The sequence below is a fragment of the Candidatus Rickettsia tasmaniensis genome (assembly GCF_036857515.1).
In the GTDB taxonomy this organism is placed as follows: Bacteria; Pseudomonadota; Alphaproteobacteria; order Rickettsiales; family Rickettsiaceae; genus Rickettsia; species Rickettsia rickettsii.
Genome location: NZ_JAQCNX010000056.1, coordinates 1 through 2,762 on the forward strand (window position 1 = coordinate 1; position 2,762 = coordinate 2,762).

Sequence of the window (2,762 nt, forward strand, 5' to 3'; positions counted from 1 at the left end):
ATTGAGCTTCCTAATAAGCAGCGTGAATTCTTTTGCTTAAAAGAACTTATAGAGACCCCAGAATACCAAGACAAATCAACTTTATTGCCGTTAGTCTTGGGTAAAGATTTAGCAGGTAAGCCGCTGATTGCCGATCTTGCTAAAATGCCTCATTTATTAGTAGCAGGAACCACCGGCTCAGGTAAATCCGTCGGTATTAATGCGATGATTGTGTCGCTCTTATACCGCTATACTCCCGAAGAATGTCGCTTTATCATGATTGATCCGAAAATGCTTGAATTATCGGCTTATGATGGAATACCGCATTTGCTAACTTCCGTGGTAACCGAGCCTTCTAAAGCGGTAGTTGCTCTTAAATGGGCAGTTAAGGAAATGGAAAACCGTTATAGAATGATGAGCAATATCGGTGTTAAGAATATCGCAGGTTATAATGCAAAAATCTTAGAAGCGGTTAAAGAGAATAGGGTAATTGAGCGTTCGATTCAAACTGGTTTTGACCCTGAAACAGGTAAGCCTATTTACGAAACCGTTACAATGAACATGGAAAAACTACCTTACATAGTGGTTATTGTTGATGAGATGGCTGATTTAATGCTAGTTGCTGGTAAGGATATTGAAATGCTGATTCAAAGGCTTGCTCAGATGGCAAGAGCGGCAGGCATCCATATTATTATGGCAACGCAAAGACCTTCTGTAGACGTTATTACTGGTGTCATTAAAGCCAATTTTCCAAGTCGTATTAGTTTTAAAGTTACCTCTAAAATCGATAGCCGAACGATTTTAGGAGAGCAAGGCTCCGAGCAGTTACTCGGTATGGGTGATATGCTATTTATGGGGAGTACTTCCAAGATAAGTAGGGTACACGGACCGTTTGTTAATGAAGCCGAAATTGAGCAAATTACGGAATATTTGAAAGAGAGCGGTACGCCTGAATATATCTCTGCCGTTACCGAGCAACCTGAAGAAGACGATAGTAGCATTGATATCGGTGACGGCACCTCTGATGAAGTGCTTTACAAAAAAGCTGTGCAGATAGTGCATGACGAACGCAAATCTTCCATTAGCTATATCCAAAGGTCGCTTAGAATTGGCTATAACAAAGCTGCCAACTTAGTTGAGAAGATGGAGAAAGAGGGAATAGTCTCACCACCGAATCATATAGGTAAAAGAGAGATATTATTGCCTGAGAGGTAGGGTATTTTTTCGTCATGCGCTACGCAGCCGTAGGCGTTGTTGCATGGCTCTTATGTCATTCCTGCAAAAGCAGGAATCCAAGAAAAAAGTATAGATACAGCAAATTTTTGAAATTCAAAGCTCGCTTTATGCTGGATTTCTGCTTTCGCAGGAATGACATAAATATATTTATCATTGACATTCGAATTTGATAAAGCTTTGGGACAAAAGCTTTTACAAAAAGCAACATATGCCGGTGATTTAGAGTTAGTAGAAACTTTATATAGTAAAGGTGTTGACGCCCAGTACAAAGACCAATTAGGACGTATAGCTCTGCATCATGCTATAAAAGCTAATTGCGGTGAAGAATTAATACAGTTTTTAATTGAACACACTGCGGATATTAATTATCGTGATAAATCAGGTCTAACACCGCTGGCCATGGCGAAGAGTAATCATTGTGTCCCGGCTACAGAATTATTGCTCAAAGCTAATGCTTCTGAATATTATATGTATGATGATTTATTAAGGTGTTAGGAGAGAATATGGATACTAAATAGTCATTGCGAGCGGGCATTGCCCGCGTGGAGCGATTCCCTCCCTGGTGTCATCCCATGGTTTGTCCACGGGATGACACCCAGCAGATTTCTCGAGCCATGCAACAAGGCCAACGCCGCTACGGAATGATATGTAATCTATACATTGTAAAAATATCATCTATATTATGTAAGTATAATAGACATATTAAAAAAGTTGCATTAGTATTATAATACTTTTTAAGTGATTTAATTTTTATTAAGGTTTACATATGGCGAATATTTCTCCAAAATTTTTTCAAAAAGCAATACAACAAGGTCTTAAAGCCGCTTTATTCACTACCTCAACCGCAGCGATAATGCTGAGTAGTAGCGGGGCACTCGGTGTTGCTGCAGGTGTTATTGCTACTAATAATGCAGCATTTAGTGATCTTGCTGTTGCCAATAATTGGAATGAGATAACGGCTGGAGGGGTAGCTAATGGTACTCCTGCTGGCGGTCCTCAAAACAATGGGGCATTTACTTACGGTGGTGATCATACTATCACTGCAGATGCAGTTGATCGTATTATTACGGCTATAAATGTTGCGGGTACTACTCCCGTAGGTCTAAATATTGCTCAAAATACCGTCGTTGGTTCGATTATGACGGGAGGTAACTTGTTGCCTGTTACTATTACTGCCGGCAAAAGCTTAACTTTAAACGGTACTAATGCTGTTGCTGCAAATCATGGTTTTGATGCTCCTGTCGATAATTATACAGGTTTAGGAAATATAACTTTAGGGGGAGCGAATGCTGCACTAATTATACAATCTGCAACCCCGGCAAAGTTAACACTTGCAGGAAATATAGATGGAGGAGGTATAATAACTGTCAATACAGATGCTGCCATTAACGGAACAATAGGTAATGTTAACCCAGCAGCTCAAATAAGCGTTGGGGCAAGCACCCTTTCTCTTGGGGGAGTGGTTATTAAAGCTACTACGACTAAATTAACAAATGCTGCGTCAGTATTAACCCTTACAAATGCAAATGCAGTATTAACAGGTGCGA

2 protein-coding genes and 1 pseudogene are annotated in these 2,762 nt (G+C 40.0%); all 3 read left to right on the forward strand.

The annotated features are described in order from the left end of the window. Positions 1-1,194, forward strand: a 1,194-nt coding sequence (locus O6R16_RS07835) for a DNA translocase FtsK (RefSeq protein ID WP_499680692.1), incomplete at its 5' end; no start/stop codon positions are given. A gap of 174 nt (positions 1,195-1,368) precedes the next feature. Beyond that, complete coding sequence (locus O6R16_RS07840; protein WP_499680693.1) at positions 1,369-1,710, forward strand: ankyrin repeat domain-containing protein; 342 nt, start codon at positions 1,369-1,371, stop codon at positions 1,708-1,710. Between the two features lie 271 nt (positions 1,711-1,981). Further along, a pseudogene (locus O6R16_RS07845) lies at positions 1,982-2,762 on the forward strand (autotransporter outer membrane beta-barrel domain-containing protein); the annotation flags it as partial.